At 45.9% G+C, this 20,731-nt stretch carries 11 protein-coding genes and 1 pseudogene; 3 read left to right on the forward strand and 9 right to left on the reverse strand.

Annotated features, from left to right (window positions below; all coding sequences use genetic code 11):
• Window positions 1-51: 51 nt before the first annotated feature.
• Both APA10_RS01660 and APA10_RS01665 read left to right on the forward strand, forming a co-directional pair.
• Window positions 52-2,109: pseudogene (locus APA10_RS01660) on the forward strand (efflux RND transporter permease subunit); the annotation flags it as partial.
• 4 nt (window positions 2,110-2,113) lie between these two features.
• The gene (locus tag APA10_RS01665) at window positions 2,114-3,598 is read left to right on the forward strand and encodes an efflux transporter outer membrane subunit (RefSeq protein ID WP_035365741.1); all 1,485 of its coding nucleotides are present in this window, start codon (window positions 2,114-2,116) and stop codon (window positions 3,596-3,598) included.
• Window positions 3,599-3,677: 79 nt separating this feature from the next.
• On the opposite strand, the gene APA10_RS01670 is transcribed toward APA10_RS01665, so the two are convergent.
• From APA10_RS01670 to APA10_RS01700, 7 genes are all read right to left on the reverse strand, one after another.
• Window positions 3,678-3,884: a cold-shock protein gene (locus tag APA10_RS01670; RefSeq protein WP_003623691.1), complete on the reverse strand. Its 207-nt coding sequence runs from the start codon at window positions 3,882-3,884 to the stop codon at window positions 3,678-3,680.
• 293 nt (window positions 3,885-4,177) lie between these two features.
• Window positions 4,178-5,701 carry a hypothetical protein gene (locus tag APA10_RS15310; RefSeq protein WP_003629157.1) on the reverse strand — a complete coding sequence of 508 codons (1,524 nt, stop codon included), beginning with the start codon at window positions 5,699-5,701 and terminating at the stop codon, window positions 4,178-4,180.
• Window positions 5,702-5,744: 43 nt separating this feature from the next.
• Entirely contained in the window at window positions 5,745-8,099 is a 2,355-nt protein-coding gene (locus APA10_RS01680) for a TonB-dependent siderophore receptor (RefSeq protein WP_003629158.1), read from the reverse strand.
• A 324-nt stretch (window positions 8,100-8,423) separates the two neighbouring features.
• Window positions 8,424-11,579, reverse strand: a complete 3,156-nt coding sequence (locus APA10_RS01685; protein ID WP_003629159.1) for a Hint domain-containing protein — start codon at window positions 11,577-11,579, stop codon at window positions 8,424-8,426.
• Between the two features lie 5 nt (window positions 11,580-11,584).
• Window positions 11,585-12,856, reverse strand: a complete 1,272-nt coding sequence (locus APA10_RS01690; protein WP_003629160.1) for an autotransporter strand-loop-strand O-heptosyltransferase — start codon at window positions 12,854-12,856, stop codon at window positions 11,585-11,587.
• 444 nt (window positions 12,857-13,300) lie between these two features.
• On the reverse strand, window positions 13,301-13,744 hold the full coding sequence (locus APA10_RS01695) for a hypothetical protein (protein WP_250697605.1): 444 nt from the start codon (window positions 13,742-13,744) through the stop codon (window positions 13,301-13,303).
• A gap of 52 nt (window positions 13,745-13,796) precedes the next feature.
• The gene (locus APA10_RS01700; protein ID WP_174714278.1) at window positions 13,797-15,026 is read right to left on the reverse strand and encodes a porin; all 1,230 of its coding nucleotides are present in this window, start codon (window positions 15,024-15,026) and stop codon (window positions 13,797-13,799) included.
• Window positions 15,027-15,404: 378 nt separating this feature from the next.
• Between APA10_RS01700 and APA10_RS01705 the strand changes: the two genes are divergently transcribed.
• Window positions 15,405-16,412 (forward strand): formamidase, encoded by a 1,008-nt coding sequence (locus APA10_RS01705; protein WP_003629164.1) that lies wholly within the window; start codon window positions 15,405-15,407, stop codon window positions 16,410-16,412.
• Window positions 16,413-16,458: 46 nt separating this feature from the next.
• On the opposite strand, the gene APA10_RS01710 is transcribed toward APA10_RS01705, so the two are convergent.
• Both APA10_RS01710 and APA10_RS01715 read right to left on the reverse strand, forming a co-directional pair.
• Window positions 16,459-17,358: a response regulator transcription factor gene (locus APA10_RS01710; RefSeq protein WP_003629165.1), complete on the reverse strand. Its 900-nt coding sequence runs from the start codon at window positions 17,356-17,358 to the stop codon at window positions 16,459-16,461.
• Window positions 17,355-20,633, reverse strand: coding sequence for a hybrid sensor histidine kinase/response regulator (locus tag APA10_RS01715; RefSeq protein ID WP_250697607.1), 3,279 nt, complete (start codon window positions 20,631-20,633; stop codon window positions 17,355-17,357). Before APA10_RS01715 ends, APA10_RS01710 begins: the two co-directional genes overlap by 4 nt.
• Window positions 20,634-20,731: the final 98 nt, after the last annotated feature.

Below are 20,731 nucleotides of genomic sequence, written 5' to 3' on the forward strand. Positions count from 1 at the left end.
TGAAACAGGTCGACGAAATCCTTGATTACGCCAATGACGTCTCACAACCTGACACTTATTCCTACCATTGCGGTGCCCGTTGTGCTGCTGGGTACGTTCGGGCTACTGAATCTTTTGGGTTATTCCATCAACACTCTTACCATGCTGGCCATGGTGCTGGCTGTTGGCCTGCTGGTGGATGATGCCATTGTGGTGGTGGAAAACGTTGAACGTGTGATGACGGAAAAGCAGCTTTCCCCGCGTGAGGCTGCCCGTGTTTCCATGGATGAAATTTCTGGCGCACTCGTGGGTATCGTGCTGGTTCTGTCCGCTGTGTTTTTGCCTATGGCAGCATTTTCTGGGTCTGTTGGGGTTATTTACCGGCAGTTCTCTATCACCATTGTTTCGGCCATGTGGCTTTCTGTGCTGGTGGCTATGGTGCTTACGCCCGCTTTGTGCGCTACAATGCTCAAACCGGGGCAGCATGAAAAAACCAAAGGTCTGGCTGGGTGGTTTAATCGTAACTTTACAAAGCTAACCAACGGGTACCTTGGCGGTGTAAACTATCTTCTGCGGCATTTCGTGCTGGCAATGGGGGCCTTTGTTCTTATTACAGCCGTTGTGGTTGTTTTGTTCCTGCGGGTTCCGGGTGGCTTTTTGCCAGATGAAGATCAGGGGCTGATTTTTGGGCAGATCACCATGCCGCCCAATGCCCCAATGGAAAAGACAGCCGAGATTAACCACGCTGTTGCAGACTATATTCTCAAGACAGAAGCTGATTCTGTTGAATCCGTTTATTCTGTAAATGGGTTTAACTTTGCAGGGCAGGGCCAAAACTCTGGCGCATTCTTTATCCGTTTGAAGGATTGGTCTGTCCGCCCCAAAGCGTCACAATCTTCTGCTGCCATTGCCATGCGGATTATGATGCATTTCTGGGGGAGCCCAAAAGCACAGATTTTGGCCTTTAACCCGCCAGCCGTTCTGGAACTGGGTAACGCAACGGGCTTTGACCTTGAGTTGGAAGACCGTGCGCATCTGGGGCATGAAAAACTTCTGGAAGCCCGCAACATGGTGCTGGGTATGGCGGCACAAGACCCAAGCCTGCTGGCTGTGCGCCCGAACGGTATGGAAGATGCTGGGCAGTACCATCTGGATATTGACCGGGAAAAAGCAAACGCCCTTGGTGTCACAATTGATGATATTAATACCACCATTGAAGGGGCTCTGGGGTCTATTTACGTCAACCAGTTTACGCGTAATGACCGTGTGAAGCAGGTATATATCCAAGGTGTTGCCAGTTCCCGCATGCAACCGCAGGATCTGGATAAATGGTATATCCGGAACTTTACGAATACATTGGTGCCGCTGAATACCTTTGTGAGCGCCCACTGGATTTCTGGCCCGCAGAAGGTTGAAAACTATAACAGCTTCAACGCCTTTGAAATTCTGGGGCAACCGGCGGAGGGCTATAGTTCCGGGCAGGCATTGGCGACAATTACCAATATCCTGAAAAAACTACCTGCTGGTATTGGGTATGAATGGACAGGCCTGTCTTTCGAGCAGAATGCGTCTGGTTCCTCTACTGGGCCGCTTTATGCTTTGGCCATGATTGTTATTTTGCTGTGTCTGGCAGCGTTGTACGAAAGTTGGGCTATTCCGCTGGCAGTTCTGCTGGTTATTCCGCTGGGGGTTGTTGGTGCAATTATTGCAACGTTGATGCGTGGCTTGGCGAACGATGTCTATTTCCAGGTCGGGCTGCTTACAACAGTTGGGCTGGCGGTTAAGAACGCCATTCTGATTGTTGAATTTGCCAAAATGGGTTTTGAACAAGGCAAATCTTTGGAAGAGTCCGTTCTAACAGCCGCGCGTGAACGTCTGCGCCCAATTTTGATGACATCTATTGCCTTTGTGGTGGGGGTATTTCCGCTCGCTATTGCATCTGGTGCTGGGTCTGCCGCGCGTGTTGCCATCGGCACGGCTGTGGTGGGTGGTATGGCATCAGCAACGTTGCTGGCTGTCTATTTTGTGCCTGTGTTCTTTGTGGTTGTTCTTCGCCTTTTCAAGGTGAAGCGCATAAGCGAACGCACAGACCCGCATGCCCAGATTATGAATTCTGACGGACACGAGTAAAATAATGACGCATTTTTCCGCATCACGTCAGTCGCGCTTGTATCGTCAGGTTGCATGTTTCGCAGTGTCTGTCGGGCTTTTGGGTGGCTGTACCATGATACCCAAATACAAGCGGCCACAACCACCACTTGCACAAACATGGGCAGATTATCAGCACACAGATAATGCCATGCTGCAAAAGGCAGCATCCGATATCGGTTGGCGGGACTTCTTTATAGATCCGCGTTTGCAGCAGCTGATTACCATTGCCCTGCGTGAAAATAGAGATATCCGGCAAGCTGCGGCCAGCATTGTAGAAGCCCAGGGGCGGTATGATATTCAGCATGCGGGTTTGTTCCCCAGTATTGGGGCGACAGGTGGGCCAATGTACCAGGCCCCATCCGATGCTGCGGGGTTAAGCTTTGCACCGGGTTTGGATAGCGCTCAAACAGGTACGGGTATGGCGCGTAATCCGTTCCGTTTCTATCAGGGTGGGATTGGATTTTCGGCTTACGAAATTGATATTTTTGGCCGTATCCGTTCCCTTAGCCGAGAAGCAGCAGAAGAAACACTGGCCCAGCAGGAAAACTTTAGGGGGGTGACCATCAGCATTATTGCGCAGGTTGCCAACGCCTATATTGCATGGCTGGGTGATAGGCAGGCTGTTGTGCTTGCGCAGAATACGTTAAGCAGCCAGCAAAGCACTTTGCAGCTCATCCAAGATAAATATAACCACGGGGAAGCTGATCTGCTAACTGTTCGGCAGGCAGAAACGCAGGTTGCGCAAAGTGCTGGTTTGCTGGCTGATTCTCAAAGAAGAGTGGAGCAGGATGAAAACCTTATCAGCCTGCTGATAGGCGCACCCATTCCAGCAAACTTGCCGCCTCCTGCTAATCTGGGGCAGCAAACTGTTCTGGCGGATGTGCCTGCAGGCTTGCCATCGGATCTGCTTAATCGTCGGCCAGATATTGTGCAGGCTGAACATGATCTGTTGTCTGCGCAGGCAGATATTGGTGCCGCGCGTGCCGCGTTTTTCCCGCGTATTACCCTTACGGCCAGCGATGGTATTTCCAGCTTGCAGTTTCATAAGCTGTTTACATCTGCGGCCACTACATGGGGTGTTAACCCGAACATTCAGATCCCTTTGTGGACATGGGGGCAAAATTCAGGAAACCTGAAAGCCTCCAAGGCGCGCCGGGATAGCAAAATCACGACTTACGAAAAAACAGTGCAGACAGCATTCCGGGAAGTTGCAGATGCACTGGCGGGCAGAAAGGCGTATCTGGATGAGCAGAAAGAAGTGGATGCTTTGGTAAACGCTTCTGGAGATGCTTATCGTCTTGCAAAGATGCGTTATGAAGCGGGGATAGATTCCTATCTAACAACATTGGAATCACAGCGTGCCTATTTGCAGGCACAGCAAAATCAAATTTCGGTAGATGTATCCAGATATCAGAATCTGGTCACGCTTTATCGTTCATTGGGCGGTGGCTGGAAAGAAAAAGGGTAAGTGGATATTTGAAAAAACGGCAAATAAAAAGCCGCCCCAAAGGGCGGCTTTTTACAGCATTATATGCAGCTTAAAGCAATTAGATTGCTTTAATGCTTACTGCAGATGTCTTGCCGTTACGGCCAGCTTCGAGCTCGTAAGAGACCTGCTGACCTTCGGTAAGGGTATGCATACCGGCGCGCTCAAGCTCAGAGATATGAACGAACGCGTCCTGTCCCCCATTATCCGGCTGAATGAAACCAAAACCCTTTGTAGGGTTAAACCATTTTACGGTGCCTGTTGCCATAACAAGGCTCCTTTTTTACAACAGCGGTCGTGTACAAAATACACACGAAATCATAACTTTTAAGGAGAAAAACTGACGCAACATGCGCCGATGACTCAGATAAAAGCACCCGCTTGCGCTATCAATGTGCGCAAAACAAAAGGAATGCAAGGATAAACTGAAGGCTGCCTAAAATTAAATCATTATTTCCAGGCCAACGGGCTGTATAATAACGTTTTTTAGTATTTTTATTTTTGAATTTATAAATTTAAATAAAGCACCCACATAAAAATTAATCTGATATTATTTATGTGTCAGGATGGTGAGTGGGGCAGACGGTCATTCCTGATATAGACGGAAGATCCCGCAGGCATTTGCGTATAATCTGTGTGCAGAATATCCACCACGCAAGACATGAACTTTTTTGGGTCATGCACACCCCAGATAACCCAGCTATCAAAATAAATGGCTGGAGGTTTATCTTTGGGTAAATCAACGCATAAATCTCGATCATACCCATGCCACGGGTGGGCTGCGTAATCGGCTTCCCATGGAAGATAAGCATGATATTTTTTAATGGGTAAACGGTGGGCCAGAAGATACACATCAGGGCTATACGGAACAGCCAAGATCCGTTCATTCGGTTGTGTATAGGTGCGTATGGTTCTGGCAAAATCGACAGAGTCATCTTCTGTCAGATGCCATCCTGCGGCACGTCTTTGCGCCAGTGTCTGCGCCCAAGGGGAGGAGAGGGCATGTTGGGAGAACAGAAATACTCCCCCAACGCTACCGAATGCTAAGAGCGCTAAAATATTTGGGAAATTTTTCAAACAGGTTGTAGCCATCAAGCTTGCCAGCGCAAAAGCGGCCATAAGGAAAGCCCCGTTTTGAAAGCCATCCATGCCCCGTATCTGAAGTGTCATCAGGCCGCAAATAGCCAGCAGGGCAGAGAGTTTAAAGGTGCTTTTCCAAACAAGAAGAAAACTACCCAACCCGCAGGCGATAACAGCCAGTGTCTCTATAATGCGATCAGGCGTAAAGGAAAGCGCCATGCCGTGCAGAAAGGCATCTATGCCGAAGGGAATATAATGCGCATACCATTTTTGGTTGGCAATGATATGGAAGGCAATCATGCCACCAATATCACCATAGAGAGCCAGCCATAATGTCATAACCAAACAGGCGCAGAAGCACCCCAGCGTAATCTCTTTTATGGTTCCTCTGTAAGTCGCGCGACGAAACAACCAAATCAGGCAAGGAATGGCGTAAAAGAAAACAGCGAGTGGACCAAACGCATAGGCCGCGAAAGGTAAAAGCGCTGTGGCAAAACCTCCATAAAACGCCCGAGGCATAGATACAGGTTTATTAAGGCACATTGGCACTACAAAAGTGGCCAAGCTGATAACCGTTAATGCACCGCCGATGGGCCAATAACTATCTAGATTAAGGCCTTGTACAGTCCAGACAGACGCAATACTTTCCAGCCATATGGCAATGGCCAGATAACGCTGCCAATTAAAAGTAAAAAGAGATGTATAAAAAATGGCCAGCCCGGCAAGGCTGGCCATAAGGGTAGAAACAAACCGAAAAACCCAGAGGTGTGAAGCACCTGCAATAGGGCCAAGTATCCATGAGAGCATGAAAACAAGAGGCCCATGCGCATCAATATAGTCCCGATAAAGCCGATCACCATGCTGCATGGCGAGAACACCTAAAAAGTGCCCGGATTCATCGCTGAAAGGCAGGCCGCCAAAGCCTTCTATATTTCTGAATATGAAAAAACTTGTGCATACGGAAAATAGAACCAGCGGAGTTATCAACCTATTGGTAACGCGCATGTTGGCTCTATTTTCCGTGCGTTTGATTATGCGGAAAAGAGTATCAGAACTCCGCAGAGAAAGTGAAGTGATAAACACGTGGCAAACCAGCATACAGGCTGGATGCAGCGCCAGATGTGCCACTTGGTGCGCCTGTGTAAACAGAGGCCCAGTAGCGTTCATTCGTAGCGTTGCTCACCCCAAAACGCACAACCCACGGAAACTGTGCCACATGGAAGGCATAGCGCGTGCCCAGATCCAGCGTGGTGTAGGACCCGGTATGGAGTGTGTTGGTAACGTTAGCTGCACGGTTGCCCATGTAATGCACATTGGCATTAAAAGCCCAGCCAGATGCAAAAGACCCCATGGAAGCAGGCAGGCGATAATCCAGCAGCATGTTGGCCTGCAAAGGTGCCGCGCCAACAATTTCCTTATTGTTGAGGGAAGAAGATGCTGCATGCACCAGTTCTGCATCCAGCCAGGTCATGCCAGCAAGCACGGAAAGGTTAGGCAGCACTTCGCCTGAAATCTGGGCTTCTACACCGTAGTTGCGCTGCGTGCCGCCATATTGATAGGTCTGGCAATTGGTCATGGCTGCGCAGCCTGCATCCGGGTTCTTTGCGGCCACATACATTGCGTAAGGTGATGTCATACGGAAACCGGCAACATTAAACTGCATTGTTTTGTAACGCAGTTTATAACCCACTTCGTATTCTTCAGAATGTGCGATGGGCAGCGCCATGTTTGTATTGGTGTAGCTTGCGCTGTTAGGGGTAACAGGCCCAGCTTCAACAGAGCGACCATAGGTGAAATAGATGGTCTGGTTATCTGTCGGTTTGTACATCACGCTAGCCGTTGGGCTGAAAGCGGCTGATGTATCAAAGGTTTTTCTGAGTGGGCTTTTGGAGTTAAGCGCACTTTCCTGATTGATCCAGCTCCAGGCAAGGGTGCCCATAACAGACCAATGCTTGTTGATGCGCATGGTGTCACCCACAATAAAAGACTGGCTGGTGACACTGCTGGATTTATAACGCCCGTGATAATAAGGCTGTGTGCCGCTGGAAGGGGAGGCACCGGAAAGGTTATATACCCCCAAGTTCTGTGCGCTTGTTACAGCCCCTGTGGGGTTATAATTGCCCATCATGTAGCCGTTGGTGCCAATTACCAGATCATGCTGCAAGGGGCCGGTGTGAACACGCCCGTTAAAATAGGCCATGTTACTACCTACACGGAAATCATTTGCCGTGGTTGTGGCTGTTGCTTTGGAACTAAACCAGCCATCGCTACCAGTTAGGCCGCCACAGGTTTTGCTGCCATCGCACAACGTATCAGCTACGCCAAAGGATTGTCTGGCGGCATCCTGATATAGGCCGCCAAGTGTGAAGCTCCAATCTTTGTTGATCTGGTGCTTGATTTTGGCAAGAAATGTATTGGTTTCCATATTGTAGCCGCTCCATTCAGGAGCGAGCCGCTTGCTCAGATCCGGTGCTTCAGGCAGTTTATCTCCACCTACGCCTGTTGCCAGAATGCCAAAGCCGGGTGCAGTGCCGCGCTGGTCAAAAGTATAGTGGCTGGCATCAATTTCAATAACCGTCTTGTCATCAAGGTGGATATCAAAATCACCGCTAACCATTTCACGGCGGACCATACTGCCTTGCGTATATGCTGTGCCGTTGGCGTGCAGCATGTTCAGGCGGTAACCAAACCAGCCATTACGACCTACACGCCCAGAAATATCGCCATTAACAGTTGGTGTGCCGATGGAGTCGACACCAACGGAAAGGCGCTCAGTGCGTCGATCTGTCGGGCGTTTGAGGGTATATTCAAAAACACCAGCCGGGTTTTCTGGCCCATACATTGCGCCTGCCAAGCCGTTCAGAACCTGCAGGTTGTCTACCCATTCTGCCGCATAAGGCGTGGTGGCAACAACGTTCAGGCCATCAAGGCGAGAGTTGGAGATCACATCAGCTTCAAACCCGCGGGACTGTGGGCGAGATGTGTTTGGGTCACCACGTACTTCCAGCTGCACGGAAGGGAGATATTGCGCCATATCATTGAGGTTGCGGATCTGCTGGTTTACCATAACATCGTGCGGAACCCCCATGACGGAATAGGGCGTATCCAGAGTATCCCGGTTACCCAATGGGCCCAGGTAAACAATTTTGTTCATATATTTGGCAGCCGTGCCATCGGCTGCATGGTGGCCGTGAACATTCACAGTTTCACCATTGGAGCCATCGAGTATCCCTGCAATAGGGGCTGCGGTGGCTTGTTTCTTAGGGGCAGATGTTTTGATAGCGGCTGGTTTAGTGCCCGTATGCGGCTTTGTAGAAACAGGCGTTGCAGCCAGTGCTGAGGTAGTCAGCAAAAGGGCGCCAAACGTTCCGGCGGCGCAAAAAGTATGGAAACGATCGTGCATAGATCTGGCAGGTCCGGGTTTAAAGTAAAGAATAAGGGGTGAGCCTCTTTTGCCGGGCCTGATGTCAGTTTGTCTATATATATTGGTACATAAATCTGTATATGCATAAATATGGATGGAGAATGATGCCAAAATAATACAGTTATGATGAAGGGGCCGCGCAGAGATAAGAGGCGCTGTTGTTTATTGGAGATTTTGCTTTTGCATGCTGCCTCAGATTTTTTGAGCAGTATGAATGTGCACACGATGGTTATGAAGTAATAAAAAACAGGCTCTACATATTAGAGTAGAGCCTGCATGAAAGATAATGATGACTTCAGTTTATCAGGCAGACTGTTTGGCATCAGTCTTGTTCTGATGATTGACCAGAAAAGGCCCTGCTGCGCGAAGAGTTATGGATAGAATGCCTATGTTAGCGCAGGAGAGATGCTCTTCCAAAGGCAGCAAAGCGTTACCATTGGTCCAGGCGCAATCAGTCCACTCCGTATTATGCCAACCGTCTGGTTTTTCGGCCTGAAGGTGAGACGTGATCTGATACTGCTGTTTGGCAGAAAGAAGCCGTATATCTCCCACAGCAACACCCATCAGGCGACGGTCATCTACAAATGGTCCGATGACGTCTGTTGGACGGTTGGCGCGGGAAATAATGCGCACATATTTGGTGTTGGTTGGCAGCATGAAGCTATAGTGCTGTCCATCCTGCCGTAAGGGGCGAAGTGTGATCCCGCTTTCTGTGATGAGGTGCAGATCAGGATCATGTATGAGTGCAGCAGATATTGCTTTGCTGGTAGAACAGCTATTTCGTGCTGCCAGCTTGTGGAACAGGGGTTCAACAAAAGCACGATCTACACACAATGGCGCTCCAGCATCATCTTCCCAATTGTGGCGGGCATTACGTAGCCGAATAACGGCACCTTCCTGATGGAAAGCGCGGCGGTTGCCTGTATCCAGGTAGCTTTCGGTGAGCATACCATCGGCGGTAATAACGGAATGCCGATCTGTTTCTACATGATAGTAATCATAGGAAGTGATGGATTTATCGTAAAAAATCGAAATCCCGTTTACCAGCATACGCACGGGTACAAATTTGCCATCAAAGAACAGACAGTGCTCAGCGGTAATCAGCATATCCTTGTAAGGCACGCCATCTGCAATGGCATTTTTGCACACACGTACAGGATACCCGGCTTCGGCATCTGGTAGATATGGGCGAATGTTGCACCGAGCTTTGCCTATCCATACAACTGGCCGTGTGATTTCCTGTTTGGTATGCCAGTCATAGGTAATAACGTCATCACCAGTAACAAGGTTTTCGACAGCAACATCTCCGTCAGGCGTGCGGATCATACTTCCGCGCAAGAAGCAGACCTCGTAAATCAGGTTGCCATCATCTCCAACAACCAAGGCATTACCGTGCTTCGAAACACCATCAATAGTTAAACCTATGGAGTGGCCATTTTTCAGGTTAATCCATACTTTATTAGTATCATTGGCATCATAGGATACGTCTTGGACATCTCCCTCTTTTATTCCGTCCAGCACAATGCCATCTGAATCTCCACCAGATGTGCCGTTAAAACCAGAAATAACAGTGCTGACAATGCCGCCTTCTGTCAGTCCGGAAATAACCAGACCGATATTTGTAGTATCACCATCCATAACAATGGTGCCGCCAGCATCGGAATAAATGGCTACTGTGCCACCATCTTGCAAAGTTACGCTACCGCTTAGCTGCCCGCCGCTTTCAATGCTTAATGATGCGCCGTTCTGAATGGTCGCGTTACTTAAAACACCTTGGCTGTGAATGGTAATTGTTCCGCCGCTTTTAGCGGTCGGATTGATAATTGTTGCACCAGTATTGGCATATTCATTACCACTATCACTTATAATGGCGCTAATAGAGCTTCCACCCGCAGAAACAGCTTCAAAGGCGTTTGTGCCGCTTACAACAGTGTTGTTTGTTGTGGCGCCATCATAAACAACCAAATTGCCATTTGCGTTAATTGTCGTGCTTGTTAAAGTTGCATTAGAAGCAAAACCATAACCATTGCTATTAAACGTAACGTTTTGAATTGTGCCACCAGTGGCGCTTAAAGTGCTTCCATCCTGAAAAGATGCGCCTGTAAGTGTGCCACCAAAAACATTTACACCACCATTACCATCGGAAAGATTGCTTCCGATTCCCGTAATGTCAGTAGCAGAACCACCATTATAAAGATTAATGAAGCTGCCTGTGTTGATATGCAGGGCAGAAACATTGCCGCCAGAAACATCAAAACCGCCGCCATTATCAGCATTTATATTGGCAACACGTCCACCAGAAACGGTTATGATTCCACTTTGTATGGAGCCATTAACCATTGTCCCATTATCATAAACTGTTGCATAACCACTGATAATTTTAGCATCGGTGGCAAAACCACCGCTTGATACAATGATATTGGCGTTTGAAGTTAAAATTTGGGCAGAAATACTGCTACCGCCGTTGTCTACATACTCTGTGCCGCTGCTTGAAACGATATCAGAAGTTGCAGTGCCGCCAGCAGAGATATGCACATATCCTCCGCTTGCTAACATTGCAGAGGTTAAACGGCCACCCTCATTAACAATAATGCCACCACTACCATGAGTGGCGTTTACAATAGTGGCACTGCCGCCAGATAGATTGATAATGCCACTTTGAACAGTTGTATTGGTGAGTGTACCACTTGTATAAACATTTACAGCACCAGCAGAAAGAAGTGTGTCTGATGCGTTGCCACCGGAAATATTAAGTGTGGCATCAGGTTCTTTCAGGGTGGCAGATATGCTGGTGCCACCACTGTAAACATCCATATTGCCGTTTGAGCCAATAAAGCTTTGTTGCGCTGTGCCACCACCAGAAACTTGAATACTTCCGCCAGATATGGCGCTGGTAACAGAAACTGTTACACCGCTTTCAATCTGAAGAATCCCGCCATTTGTGGCTGTGGCGCTGGTGACTTGCCCGCCCAGAACATCAACGAAAGTACCTGAATCCGTGACTTCAGCGCCAGTTAATGTGGCACCATCATATATGCCGACCCAGCCACCATCTTCATTGGTCCAATTTGTACCGCTTCCGCCTGAACTTAGATAAGCGTGAGCACCACTTCCTGAAAGGGTAAGATTATTAGCTGTTCCCCAAACAGTTTCCTGCCCATTTACACCAATGATATCATTATCACTTATGCCTCCAGAGGAAACGAGGATATTCCCGCCTGCGGTTGCTGATGTAAATGAAATCTCTCCAACAGTTTCAAGTGTACCGCCAGATATTAATGAACTGATGGCAGACCCGTTATCATAAACATGTATGTATCCCCCAGCCTCAGCAGTTACACCGCTGGCTGTGCCGCCTGAGCTCACAAAAAGCCCAACGTTATTTATAACGGTTCCGCCATTTTGTTCGGTGCTGCTACTGTCACCACCGATGGTGGTATTTTTAGAAATATCCGGCATATTCGTTATCTTTTATGAACAAGAGGTTTTATTGTTGCAATGACTTGCTGAGCCGTAATAAGGCGCGTGCATTCAAACTGGCGCGGTGTATTGGCATGCCGTGGGCACCACAGAAAATCATGGTGGTCAAACCGTTCTTTCGGATCATTCCAGCAGGAGTTACAGGTATGCCAGTTAATGATACGGAAAGGTGTTTCAAATTCGGTTGTCGGGTGGCTAAAGCCCGCAATCATCACCACAGGGGTTCCGGTGGACCATGCCAGCCAGGACAGGCCAGAGCCAAGCCCGATGAAAAACGCAGCATGCTTTAACCAGCGTGCTCGTTCTGTCAGAGGGCGGCTGCCTGTTTGGTCTTCTGCGCCATATGGAATGTGATTCCAGACAATACCAGTGCCATGCACAGTTTTCTGGTCGATACAGATTACTCGGTATCCTTGGGCTTTCAGCCATTTAATGACTTCATCCCAGCCTGTTGGATTGTTCCAGTATTTGCACTGGGACGAGGCCTGGGCCGCAATGCAGACATAAGGCTCCTCAATAGGGCGTCCTTCGTCTGGAAAACTGATTTTTGCAGGTTCTTCCTTTGTGCTGACACCTAAAATATATGCTGCTGTCTTATGCAATCCTACCAAGCGGAAGTCGGAAGGTTGCCAGTCACAAGCGGCATCATCAAAAAAGAGGCCAAGGTAATAGGTTGCGTAAGCTTGTTCGGTGAGTTTGTTTGTTCGCACATCATCATGAGTGACAAAATTGATGTGTGGGTAGGCGTTCTGAAATAATGGAATCAGAAGTTCAGACATGGCGCATGTTACCTGTGCTTGTCGCACTTCTGCAAAACGTGCCGCATAGGGCACCCATGCTAAGGTATCCCCTAATGTTCCGACGGGGAATATAATGAGAACCTGCTTATCTTTTGAATCATAAGCATGGGAAAAAACCTGTGTACTGGTAACTTTTCCGTCTTCTGCTGTATGATCCTGCCAGACTGTAATGCCAAAGCGCACGTACCAGCGTTTGGATGAGCGAACGAGTGCTTGGCTCAGCCCTGCCTGAGCAAACAAGATATTTCCGGTATCCAAATCTGTGAGCTCAATACGCCAGGTCCCTTCAGTTTCTTCCAGTAAGGGTAGGTGAACCCGGCACCCTTCGTTAAAATCAAACCGAATATTCTTGGGGGCTTGCTGCGTGGGCAGTGCTGCCGCTGTGGGATATGGGGGCGTTTGTGCTGGCTTGGACTGATTGGCTTGAGTGTTTGTTGCTGTTGTCTGCTCAGTCATGCTTTATACCACCACATAGAGAATTTTTGACTATCTTTGGCTTGGAAATACACGCGCGTTGCCATTTTCTTAACGGATAAATTGCGCAAGGATAAATCTCTGCCTGATGAGTTGTTAACTAATTACAGCAGAGACTTACAACATTTAATGATGTTAGTGCAATTGAAACATAAATATTCATAAAAATTTGCGCAATTGAAGCACGCTAACTAGAGAATCCTCATGTATGATTGGTGTCTAGGTTTATTGGAAATTAGGTTGCCTGTAACGGATTCAACTTTGAATATTTAAGTGCATTTTAGCCATATTGTACAAATTTAAGCAGGCGGTTTCTGATGATACAGCCTGCTTAGAAACAGATTTTTATATCGTTTTTTTGCATATTTTATCGTTTAGATCGCAGAACTGAGATGACACGACAAATGTGTCATAGTGTATTTTTATTTACTCAGTTCCTCGCACTTGATCATCAAGGATTGTGGTGCGTTTTTGAAAAGAAGTTCCTACTTCTGGGCATACCTTACGCTGCTCTACGCTGCGGATGGACGAGAGACGTGTTTGTAAAGCATCTAACCCCATCTCCGTGGAATCTTCTCGTAGAGGCTTTCCTGCTGGGGTAAGGATCATACCTTTCGTCACACCTATGCCTGGTATTGGGTCAAGTTTTACAAAAAACCCTTTATTTTCTTCTGCTTTTCCAGCCTCTATATCAGAAGATTCTTTTCGCTGTAGAGTTTCGATTTTATCAGAAATTTCTACGTCTTCTACAAAAAGATGTCGGCAATCAAGGTTCTCCAGTGGTGTTTTTTCTGCCCATGCAGTGTTTCCAACCACGCTGCAGGCTAGAATGGCAACAGCACCTACCATGCGTTGCTTTAAGGTTAGCATCTTCTGTCTCCCAGCGGCCGTTTCTGAGCCGTCTATTACATAGTTGGATTCATCAGTACTGAAATTGCATACCCAGCAAGAAGGCATTGGCAGCTTTTGTACCCGTTGGTTTGTACCTTACATAATCAAAGGTAAACCGCAGGTTATGGCCGTCCAATACATAGTTTGCACCAGCGTCAAACTGGGTGGTTTTAGGGTGCCCAGGGCCATAGAGGTCTTTTTTGTAACGAAACTGCTGGTAACGTACTAAAGGCTGAAGTCGCCCCCATCCTAGTGTGTAAGGGATCAGATATGCCGTGCTCGCCAAAAAGGCTGTACCGTTGTTAATGCCACCAACATTTCCATAATCTGCTGAACGTTGATGATAGCCGGCTGCAATATCTTTTACGCCATCGGTGTAATACTGGTAGTAAGCACCTTCCAAAGTATAAACGCCATAGCGTGCTCCGGGTCCAATCCGTTTTTCAAAAAGACCATCAATATTCCAGGCTTTGTAATCACCCTTTTGTTGTGCTGTGCCTACGCCATCTGTTTCGTACTGGCCTGCAAGACCAATTGCCAGAATATCTGCTTTTCCATAATAAGTGCTGGCCGTATAATAGGCAGGTGAGGGTTCGGGATCGAGAAAATTGTATTCCAAGCGGCCAGCAAACAAAGGATGCTCCCCTGTATTGGAAGCCCCCCTCTGCCAGTTATGGCCACGATAGACGCCAGCTACATAGCGGAAATGATCTTTCAGTAGTCTCCCCCAGACAGCAAGCCCATCATCACGTCCAGACCACGCCCCAGGGTATTGAGCTACAATGGGGAACGCATATGTACTCAGGAAATATGGACCATCAAGGTTTGAGCGATCACTTGGGGTCAGCATGCGGCCGCCCCAAACATTAAAAGCTTTCCATGGTTCAATTTGCAAAATGCCATCAAGGACATTCCAGTTTCCATCACGCAAACGTTCAAGATTCAATGTGGTCTTAACGTATTTATGAAACTGTGCTCCCATATAAATACGCAAATTACTTGCGCTGGCAGCACTTGAGTTACTAGGCGTTGCCGCTGGATCTTTTGAAAGGTATTGGGCTTTAACCCCAACACCAATTGTAAAAAACTGATCTTTTCCAAAATTCACTGTCACGGCTGCGCGCGCATATTCTGAAGTTATTGTTCCCAAAATGAAGCAGGTAGAAAGGATGCGGCTATAGCGAGAAAGATGTGTTGTGAGTTTTCCCGAAAATCTTGGACTGACCGGAATCATATGTTCCCTCCTGTATCCGAGGTTCATTGTTGGGTGGCAGTCATAACATTACGATATCGAATCTAAATGTGCGCATGCGTGAAATGACTTATTTCAAGGAAATAAAAAGTTGTTTGGATATTCTTCTATATATTGAAACATATATAATAAACAAAAACTCATTTTTTAGACAACAAAAAACAAATTTACATAGTATAATGTGTGGGGTGGATCGGGATTTTGCATAAAAGTTATATTCTTATTATCTGTAAAGAATAAATGTCATTTTCCGTACGTCAAACAACGTATGGGCATTTCACCATATTATGTCGGACGATCATGTAGCGGGTTTAAGAAATATATATTTCTAAACCACATATTAACGAACCAGAAATAGGTTCTCGACATGAGATATGGGAGAGATTCATGGGAAGCACCGGCAGTGTAAGTGCGTGGGAAGAAGCCCTTCTTGTTGCATTGATTCAGTACCCCGTCCCGGTCATTAAAGGGCCTGAAGATATTCAGACACAGGTTGACCAAATCTGTCGTGCGGTTGATTCTACCAAAGCCGGATATCCGGATCTCGATCTTATTGTTTTTCCGGAATATTCAACGCAAGGTCTGAATACAGCAATCTGGACTTATGACGAGATGCTATTGACTCTCGAAAGTGAGGAGATTTCGCGTTTTAAGGAGGCTTGCCGCAGGAATGCAGTTTGGGGTGTGTTTTCTCTAATGGAGAAGAACGAAGATCCCTCATTACCTCCTTTTAACACAGCTATTATTATTAATGCAGATGGCGAAATTGCCTTGCACTATCGGAAATTACAGCCTTGGGTGCCAATTGAGCCTTGGTCTCCGGGTAATTTGGGTATGCCAGTTTGTGAGGGACCCAAAGGGTCACGTCTGGCTGTGTGTATTTGTCATGATGGTATGTTCCCGGAACTGGCGCGTGAGGCGGCCTATAAAGGGGCTAATGTTTATATACGGATTTCTGGATATTCAACACAGGTTAATGACCAGTGGATTTGGACGAACAAGACAAATGCCTGGCAGAATCTAATGTATACAATGTCTGTTAACCTAGCTGGTTATGACAATGTATTTTACTACTTTGGCGAAGGAACAATCTGCAATTATGATGGAAATGTGATCCAACAGGGCCATCGTAATCCATGGGAAATTGTTACAGCGGAATTGTTCCCTCGTTTGGTTGATAAGGCACGTGAAAACTGGGCTTTGGAAAACAATATATTTAATCTTGGCTGTCGTGCTTATGTTGGAAAACCTGGTGGCGAAAAAGAAAACTACCTTACATGGGTAAAAGATCTTGCCGCTGGAGAATATAAGCTCCCTTGGGATAATAAAGTGAGAATTCGAGATGGTTGGAAATATTATCCATATGGCGTAAAACTGGGGCCAATGCCAAAGTAATTTTTGCAAAAACCATCAATCTTAAATGATTGATGGTTTTTTTATTTTAAATAAACAAGGCCTGGAGAACACGTGCAGTTGCAGCGGCACGGTTTTCAACACCTATTTTTATGTAAGATTGCTCAAGGTGTTTGTTGACCGTTCTATGGCTTATGGAAAGTATTTCAGCAATATCACGATTGGTTTTGCCTTTTGCAATCCAGAATAAAACCTCTGCTTCCCGTGCTGTGAGATTAAGGCGTTTTTGTAAGGAAATAATTTTATCATCGTCTTTTTCAATGGTCAGACGAAGAAGAAATTCTCCAGCATCAGGTTGTCCCATATAGGCCAAATTCACATTAAAATTCTGATTTTCATTCGTGTATTTGTAATATGGTTCAACTGTTATGGGTTCTGTTACACAACGCTGATACCAGCGTACAATATCTTCTGGAAGAGATGAACTTCCAACAGCAAGTGTGTAATCAAGCATGCAGGGAACTTGTGGTGTAAACCACAGAATTTTTCCATGTTCATCCATGGCAAGAAAATGACGTCCTGAAAAATCAATTGCTCTATATACAGCGCGTGTGGTGCGAGCATTCTTAAGGTGTGTTTGAACACGAGCTAGAAGTTCGGCCGGTTGTATAGGTTTGATGATATAATCAACGCTACCCACGTTAAAAGCTTGCACAATATCTTTTTGTTCAGAAAGTCCAGTCATGAATATAACTGGGATATCATGATATTTGGGTATTTTCTTCATTTCTCTGCACATTTGAAAGCCATCTATTTCTGGCATAAGTGCATCTAGAAGAACTAAATCAACATCTACTTCTAAAAGTATGGAAAGAGCATGCTCAGCTGATTGAGAAAGTAATGTAGTAAACCCACCATTTTCTAATATATTCATTACAAGAGAAAGGTTTTCAGGGCTGTCATCTACAACAAGAACGATACCATTCATGATCTTTCCTCATAACTATCCAGAAAATTTTGTAGTTTGTGTATTTGGGATTGGTTCGCCATGTCACGGATAAATTGTATATCTTCTGAATCAGAGTCATCTATTTTATCAAGCAGGCGCACTATACCAGCAACATGTCCAATCCTAGATAAACGACGTAATTCAGAAAGATCTTTTCCATGTAAAGTTTTATGTAAAATATGTGATTCTTTAGAAGAATTTTGAGTAAGCGTTAGGTTGTTAAGTGTTTGACCTATTAGAAGAAGAAGGTCAGGTATGGAAACAGGTTTAGATAGAATGCTATTACATAATCCCTCACGGTTATTTCCTAAAGAGGTTTGTTCATCAGCAGAAATTACAAGTATAGTGGAATGATGATTTATGCTTTTACGTAGATGACGTGCCAGTTCCCATCCGTTCATACCCGGCATATTGATATCTATAAGAAAAATATCGATCTGCATATGTTGTGCAATTTCAAGGCATTCCTGGCCACTTCCTGCAGAATATATAAGGAAGCCAAAAGGTTCTAGAATATCATTTATCATTCCGCGATGGACACTGTCATCATCAACTACAAATACAGTTGGGCGCCTGCTTCCTTCATGTACAAGAATATTGCATGTAGACGGCGGATTTTCTTTTGATTCTGTTTGTGAAAGCATAAGACGTACACGACAGGTTGTGCCTTGTCCGACTGTACTTTTGATGGTGAATTCACCCCCCAATATCTGAACAAGAAGGCGTGTTATTGTCAGACCTAGGCCGGTTCCTTGAATTCGATGGGAGTCTGGGTGTGAACTTCTTTGAAAAGGCTCTTGAATCCGTTCTATATCGGAATCTGGTATTCCTATTCCTGTATCCCTAATTTCAAAAGTTGCAATTTCCATGTTCCATCGAACAGAAAATGATACGGATCCACTAGGGGTAAATTTTATGGCGTTTGACAAAAGATTAATGAGAATTTGTCGTAGTCTCCTTTGGTCTGTCATAACGTATTCTGGAAGATTTTCTGGTATATCTTCAATAAAAACAAGTTTTTTATTATTTACCTGGAACCGTAGCATTCCGGTTAGATGTTTTAAAAATTCTTGAAAATTTATTTTTTCGTGTAGAATATCGAGACGACCAGCTTCTATTTTAGAAATATCAAATAAACCTTCAATCAGGCCGCTTAAGTGTTCTGCACTTCGTTGAATAACTTTTAAACCTTCATTCTGCTTTTCTGTAGCAAGCATTTTATTTTCTAAAAGGTAAGCATATCCCATAATAGAATTAAGAGGTGTACGAATTTCGTGACTAACACCTACCATAAAACGACTTTTTGAGAGATTAGCTGCTTCTGCACGTTCTTTAGCTTTTTTCAGTTCTTGGTCTGTGCGTTTATGCGCCAGTATTTCTTTCATAAGAAGCCGGGTCTGAAACCTGTTTTCATTTTCTGCCGCACGATAACTGCGTTGGCTGAGGACTAAAAACCATGCAATTACAGTTAAAGGTGCACTGAGAAGAAAGAATGTTTTCCAGAAAATAATTGAAAGCTGGTAGGATGAAATATACGGAAAATTTACAATATTCTGGTAAAGAGCATATAAAATAATACCTGTACAAAAAAGAAGTGCAGAAAAAATAAGAAAATAACGGCCGATAACACCAGATATATGGAAAGCGAGAGATCGCGGTAGAAAGCTGTATGCTACTTTTTTGATTTGTCCTGTTAGCCGTGTTGTTTCCGGTTTGCAGGCATCATGGCAACGAGAGTCTAGTGTACAGCATAATGAGCAAATAAAACCTGTATAGACAGGGCAGAAAGCGATATCTTCTTGTTCGAAGGTATTTTGACAGACTACGCAAACACAATGTTTTTTTTCGTTTTGAAGGGAAAGTGGAGAGCGAGCTAGATAATAACGTCCTTCAGTAAGCCAGCCGATCAGAGGTACCAGCAAAAAGGATGTTGTTAAGCCCATAAAAGGTGAAAATGCGGATAATGTGTTACCAAATACCCCTGTGTAACTTGCTGCGGCTATAAGAAGGCCGCCTGTCATGCTGCCCATGCCTACGGGGTTAATATCGTAAAGATAGGCGCGGCGAAATTCGATGCCTTTTGGGCTGAACCCAAGCGGTTTATTAATAATCAGATCAGATGTAAGCGCTCCTATCCATGAAGCAGCAATTGTTGAGTGTAGAAAAAGCATGTGTACTATCGTGCTATAAACATCCATCTCCATTAAAAGCAAACCGAGCCCAACATTGAATATAACCCATACAATGCGCCCAGGGTGACTGTGTGTCATGCGGGAGAAAAAATTGGACCATGCAATAGATCCTGCATAAGCATTTGTTATATTGATTTTTAACTGCGACAGCACGATGAAAATGATCGCGAGTGCAAAAGCAAAACCATGAATAGATGTTACCTGCTGGAAGGCGAGGAGATACATGGTTGTGGGTTGCTGTGCTTCTGTGGGTGGCACACCGTGAATGATGGCTATCCATGCTAAAAACATGCCTGCAAGAATTTTTAACCCACCGGGAAAAATCCAGCCGGCCCCACATACAAGCAGAACGGCCCACCATGTCCATTTTTGTCGTGGTTGTTGAGGTAACGGAAGAAAGCGAAGAAAATCTGCCTGTTCCCCAATTTGGGTAATAACAGAAAAGATAATTGAGAGAGCCCCGCCAATTCCAGCTAACTCCAGAACAGGAAGTTCATGATAGCCAGCGTAATGCATCCAGTTGGTTACAGGGGCAGGGTGTTTCCATGCAATAACCAGAAAAGGAAGTAACTGCAGGATAAGCCATGGTGCAACCGTCCATCTCTGAAAACGGCTTATTAAAGTAAAACCTTTGGCAACAATAGGAATGATAACAAGCGCAGAAAATATATAGCCGAGCCAGAGAGGAATACCCAGACACATCTTGAGTATATCGGAAAGAATCGCACCTTCTATGGCAAAGAATATGAAGGTGAATGATGCATAGATGAGAGAGGTGAGGGTTGAGCCAATGTAACCAAAGCCAGCACCACGTGTAAGCAGATCCAGATCTATACCAAAACGTGAAGAATAATAGCTGATGGGAAGGCTCAACAGAAAGATGAGCACAACACCTAATAGCAACGCCAAGCAGGCATTGGGGAAACCATATTTTAAAAAGACGATGCCGCCAATCATTTCAAGAGCGAGAAAGGACACGCCCCCGAAAGCCGTATTCGCAACGCTGAGGGGAGACCATCGCCGAGCAGCTGCGGGTGTAAAGCGCAGGGCATAGTCTTCCATTGTTTCATCTGCGACCCACCGATTATAAGTGCGGCGCGATCTGATAATTCGTTGATGTGGGAACATGCGTCTCCCCACGACACTATGAACGCTTCCAG

It is taken from the genome of Acetobacter pasteurianus subsp. pasteurianus LMG 1262 = NBRC 106471, from assembly GCF_000285275.1.
GTDB classification, from domain to species: domain Bacteria; phylum Pseudomonadota; class Alphaproteobacteria; order Acetobacterales; family Acetobacteraceae; genus Acetobacter; species Acetobacter pasteurianus.

Coding starts and splice junctions, on each gene's coding strand:
- APA10_RS01665 (WP_035365741.1), top strand. CDS start 2,114: ATGACGCATTTTTCCGCATCACGTCAGTCGCGCTTGTATCGTCAGGTT.
- APA10_RS01690 (WP_003629160.1), bottom strand. CDS start 12,856: ATGACTGAGCAGACAACAGCAACAAACACTCAAGCCAATCAGTCCAAG.
- APA10_RS01700 (WP_174714278.1), bottom strand. CDS start 15,026: ATGAACCTCGGATACAGGAGGGAACATATGATTCCGGTCAGTCCAAGA.
- APA10_RS01705 (WP_003629164.1), top strand. CDS start 15,405: ATGGGAAGCACCGGCAGTGTAAGTGCGTGGGAAGAAGCCCTTCTTGTT.
- APA10_RS01695 (WP_250697605.1), bottom strand. CDS start 13,744: ATGCTAACCTTAAAGCAACGCATGGTAGGTGCTGTTGCCATTCTAGCC.
- APA10_RS01680 (WP_003629158.1), bottom strand. CDS start 8,099: ATGCACGATCGTTTCCATACTTTTTGCGCCGCCGGAACGTTTGGCGCC.
- APA10_RS01710 (WP_003629165.1), bottom strand. CDS start 17,358: ATGAATGGTATCGTTCTTGTTGTAGATGACAGCCCTGAAAACCTTTCT.
- APA10_RS01670 (WP_003623691.1), bottom strand. CDS start 3,884: ATGGCAACAGGCACCGTAAAATGGTTTAACCCTACAAAGGGTTTTGGT.
- APA10_RS01715 (WP_250697607.1), bottom strand. CDS start 20,633: ATGGAAGACTATGCCCTGCGCTTTACACCCGCAGCTGCTCGGCGATGG.
- APA10_RS01685 (WP_003629159.1), bottom strand. CDS start 11,579: ATGCCGGATATTTCTAAAAATACCACCATCGGTGGTGACAGTAGCAGC.
- APA10_RS15310 (WP_003629157.1), bottom strand. CDS start 5,701: ATGCGCGTTACCAATAGGTTGATAACTCCGCTGGTTCTATTTTCCGTA.